The organism is Skermanella sp. (assembly GCF_059503625.1).
Map to the genome: position 1 here is coordinate 1 of NZ_JCACHA010000144.1, position 3,720 is coordinate 3,720.

A 3,720-nucleotide genomic window follows, 5' to 3' on the forward strand; every position below is an offset into this window, starting at 1 on the left:
CTTGCCCTGCGACAGGGTTATGCCCAGGGCCGCGATGTCGCCAGGATCACGCCGGCTCACGATCTCCAGCACGTCGACACTGCGGCTCGAACCATCGATCCCGGTTTCGACCAAGCGTAAAACCAACTTCATCCCCATTCCCCAGCCGCCGAAACGTACGGCTGGTCATAGCTTGCCTAGCACACCTCCCCCATTCCTTTGACAGTCTCCCTGTCGGCTAGAGCATACGAAGGACACCGGGACGTCAGTCCTTCAAAGGCACGTTCAAATCGTCAAGGTTTCCGACATACTCCATCAGGTATTCGTCCTGTTGAGCATGGGAGTTGTCGTGGGCGACCCATAGACTGCCCCGGCGGTCGCGATAGACCCCAGCACCGCTGGCGACCCGGGTTGCCACTTCCAGGTCCTGGGTGACATTCTCCATCCCGAAGGTTGCTCGGTCGGCCACCGACATTGGTCCGTCGCCGGCATCCAACGATACCGCGTCCAAGGGAAAAGCGAAGTTGTCGTGCTGCTCTATTGCCCTGCGGACGGCTTCGAGATCACGATCGGCCATGAACGTTTCCCCGTATTTGTTGGGCCGTGACGGTATCATGGACCGGCGCATCGTCAAATAGCCCTGCCATCCAGTTAGCCATGGACGGTGTGACTTCTCCCGGCCCCCAAGAAGCGGGCTTCTCCTCGGGGCCGAATAGAAGCCCGTTCGACGTCGCGATGCCGTCAACTTCAACAGCGCACTCACATGTCGCATCCCACAGCGAGAACTGAACAGCCCTGCTCACGGGACTCTCCCGGAATCACCCTGTTGTGGCCGTACCGCGAGGTTCAAACAAGGCCGTCGTGACGGGCTTTTCGATGAGGAGAGAACAGTGACTCAGCTGGAATTCATTGCGCTGCTCATAGCCGCAGTCGGCCCGGCCATGGGACTGAGCCACCTGCTCGGAATTCCGACCTCCCTGGCACTTTTCGCCATGGGTGCTGCGGCTGCCTTCATCCCTGGACTGCCACCCATGAGCGTCGATCCGCAACTGATCATAGGCCTGTTTCTGCCGCCGGTCATCTATGCCGCGACCGTCCGCGTCTCATTCCACCTGCTCCGCTTCACACTGATTCCGGGCGTGCTGCTCGGCTTTGTCCTGACTCTGGGCACGATCGCCGCCGCCGCGACCGGCGTCCTGTACCTGCTTCCCGGATTGCCACCGGTCAGCGCCCTTCTGATCGCGATCACCATTTCGGTTTTCGACACCCGGCTCTTCCACGAAGCGAAAGGCAGACCCCATGTTCCGCGGGCGATCGCCGACGCGCTCAAGACGCGGGAGATGGTTTCCAGGATCGTGGCGCTTTCCGCTTTCGCGCTGGCCATCAAGGCTCTGTCCCAAGGATTGCCCGACACGGTCACGATCCTCGGCAGCTTCGCCTACGATCTCGCTGGAGGAGCGGTTGCCGGAGCGACCATAGGCCGCGCCGTCGTATGGCTTCGCGAGCGGGCCGATCCAGCGCCGGTCGAGATCGCCATCTCCCTGGCAACGCCCTACCTTGGGGCGGTCGTAGCCCAGGAGCTCGACCTCTCCGTCGCCGTCGTCATCATGACGGCGGCGCTGGTGGTCTCCGCCGTGCGCATAGACAGAGAAACCGGGGCACCGCGGTCCACGTCGGAAGCCCGGATCACCTCGATGGCGTTCTGGGAGCAGGCCAGCCTGATGCTGTCAGCGGCACTGTTCTTCCTGGCCGGATGGTCGATGCCGGTTGCCATGAAGGCACTGGGCGAATGGCCCTTCCTTCAGGTGGCGGCCAGCGCCGGAGGCTTGCTTGCGATCGTGCTGACCGTACAGTATGCGGCCGGCCTCGTAACTACGCTCATGCCACCGGTGAACCGGGTATTGGCGGATCAGAAAGATCAGTCCGGCACGACCAGGGCTGCGGCGGCGGGCGTCATGACATGGGCATCGACACGCTCCATAGTCGGATTGGTCCTGGCACTGTCGCTCCCCGCGGCCTTGCCTGACGGTCGCCCGTTCGCCGAGCGCGATCTCATCCTCGTCATGACGGCTCTCACCATCGTCGGTTCGATCGTCGTGCAGGGACTGACACTGCGGCCAGCCGTTCGCCGTGCGGAGCTTGGGGTGGAAGAGGAGGAGAAGCGGGAAGAGAAAACGGCGGAGCGGGCCATGAGGGAAGCCCACCCGATCGGCGATTCAGAGCAGAGCACGCCGGTCAACGGCTTCGATGCCGAACGCATGGCCCTGTTGCGGTTGCGGGAAGACAACAGCATCGGCGACGAGATTCTGCGAAAGATGCTGCGCGAAACCGACCTGCGATCACGAGCGGCCGAGAAGAGCGCCCTGCCGGGCGCAGGGGCGCCAAATCCGTGAATGGCCTTTCGATCAGCCGCCGAAGAGCGGTAATAGGGGGGCGGATTCAAGTTAGGAATCCGTAGACTCCGATTTAGATCTTCGGCCTCCGGGCGGCCTTGGTAGGCCGGCACTACAGATTTCTAACTGGACGCGATTTAGCAGCATCATGCGAGGGGAGCGTCGAGAGAAGCTATGGAGCGACGAGGTCTGAGGCACCATCGTTGCGCTGACACTGATGGAGGAGCCCCATGGCTTCTCTCGACGCTCCCGATAGGAGGGGCTGTTCGGATCAGGTCTGGAGCCGGTCGATAATTTTCTGTCGGTGATCTTCTCCTCCGAAAAAGACGGCGAAAATCATCACTTCGGACTCGGTCTCATTGATCTCGAAATAGCAAATGAATTTCTCCTTGGTCACTGTGCGCACACCCGGCCGGATTTCGGGATGTTCGGTGCCCCGATGGGGGTTCCTCTCGAACGTTCGCATGTAGGCACGGGCCGCCTTAATTCGGGCGGCCGCACGACCGCCCGCTTCCTCGGGATCGTCCCCCAGATCCCGGTAGGTCTTGAAGAGGAAATCTTCAATCAACGTGAAGTCCCGTACGACACCTCTGGCCGGAAGGACATTATAGAGCGGCACGATCCCGTCTCTTCCTCTCGAGCATCGCATCGATCTCCCGCTCGCTTTCCTCGAGAGAGACGAAACCTGCCGAGCGACGCTGGTCGATCAGTGCCCGCAAGCCGGCAATCTCTGCATCTCGCGTTTCATTATCGCGCCTGAGCATTTCGAGCCCTTGCTGGAGCACTGCGCTGAGACTGGAATAACGACCGGCATTCACAAGGCTTCGGGCGTATGATTCCTGTTCGTCCGTCAAAGAGATCGACGTCTTGACCGTCATGCTCACCTCCTGGAAAGCTGATACCACTCAGTAGCACTGACGTCAAGGTGCACCTCACCGCAGGATGGTTGCCCCAAAGGCATCGTCCTGCGGCTGATTCCGTCAGGACGTGCCGTGATCGACCTTCAGAGCTTGTTTGCAGACGGAGCGTGCCGTCCTGTGCCGACCGGGATGCTACTTTGAGCTGAAAGAGGGCTGACGCGTGGGAGATTGGCGGGCTATGTCGGGGTCGTCGTCAACAGCCACCGAGCCAGCAGCATATGGGTACCGCCGTCAGAACCGCCAGGACTTCTCCGGCGTCCTGGGATGCTTTCAGTGACGTCGATGCCTTCGTGGATGACGTTCTGGCGGAACTCGCAGTGATGGAGGCGGACGGCACGAAGCCGACGCGTTCGGGACCGAAGCCTTCGCTCACCGGGGCGGCGCTGCGCAAGGCGATCATGGCGATCTGGTGTCTGTGCTTCTGCGGC

At 61.5% G+C, this 3,720-nt stretch carries 5 protein-coding genes; 2 read left to right on the top strand and 3 right to left on the bottom strand.

What is annotated here, in order from left to right; all coding sequences use genetic code 11:
• Positions 1-244 precede the first annotated feature (244 nt).
• Positions 245-556, bottom strand: a complete 312-nt coding sequence (locus AC5JJ6_RS04010) for a hypothetical protein (RefSeq protein WP_496040808.1) — start codon at positions 554-556, stop codon at positions 245-247.
• A gap of 313 nt (positions 557-869) precedes the next feature.
• Between AC5JJ6_RS04010 and AC5JJ6_RS04015 the strand changes: the two genes are divergently transcribed.
• Positions 870-2,372 (top strand): cation:proton antiporter, encoded by a 1,503-nt coding sequence (locus AC5JJ6_RS04015; protein WP_496040809.1) that lies wholly within the window; start codon positions 870-872, stop codon positions 2,370-2,372.
• 271 nt (positions 2,373-2,643) lie between these two features.
• On the opposite strand, the gene AC5JJ6_RS04020 is transcribed toward AC5JJ6_RS04015, so the two are convergent.
• Entirely contained in the window at positions 2,644-2,991 is a 348-nt protein-coding gene (locus tag AC5JJ6_RS04020; RefSeq protein ID WP_496040810.1) for a hypothetical protein, read from the bottom strand.
• On the bottom strand, positions 2,978-3,250 hold the full coding sequence (locus AC5JJ6_RS04025; RefSeq protein ID WP_496040811.1) for a ribbon-helix-helix domain-containing protein: 273 nt from the start codon (positions 3,248-3,250) through the stop codon (positions 2,978-2,980). Before AC5JJ6_RS04025 ends, AC5JJ6_RS04020 begins: the two co-directional genes overlap by 14 nt.
• Before the next feature lie 260 nt (positions 3,251-3,510).
• On the opposite strand from AC5JJ6_RS04025, the gene AC5JJ6_RS04030 reads away from it, so the two are divergent.
• Positions 3,511-3,720, top strand: a 210-nt coding sequence (locus tag AC5JJ6_RS04030; protein WP_496040812.1) for a hypothetical protein, incomplete at its 3' end; no start/stop codon positions are given.

What these genes read in the sequence shown, in the direction of transcription:
- AC5JJ6_RS04010 (WP_496040808.1), bottom strand. Translation starts at nt 556, where the DNA reads ATGGCCGATCGTGATCTCGAAGCCGTCCGCAGGGCAATAGAGCAGCAC.
- AC5JJ6_RS04025 (WP_496040811.1), bottom strand. Translation starts at nt 3,250, where the DNA reads ATGACGGTCAAGACGTCGATCTCTTTGACGGACGAACAGGAATCATAC.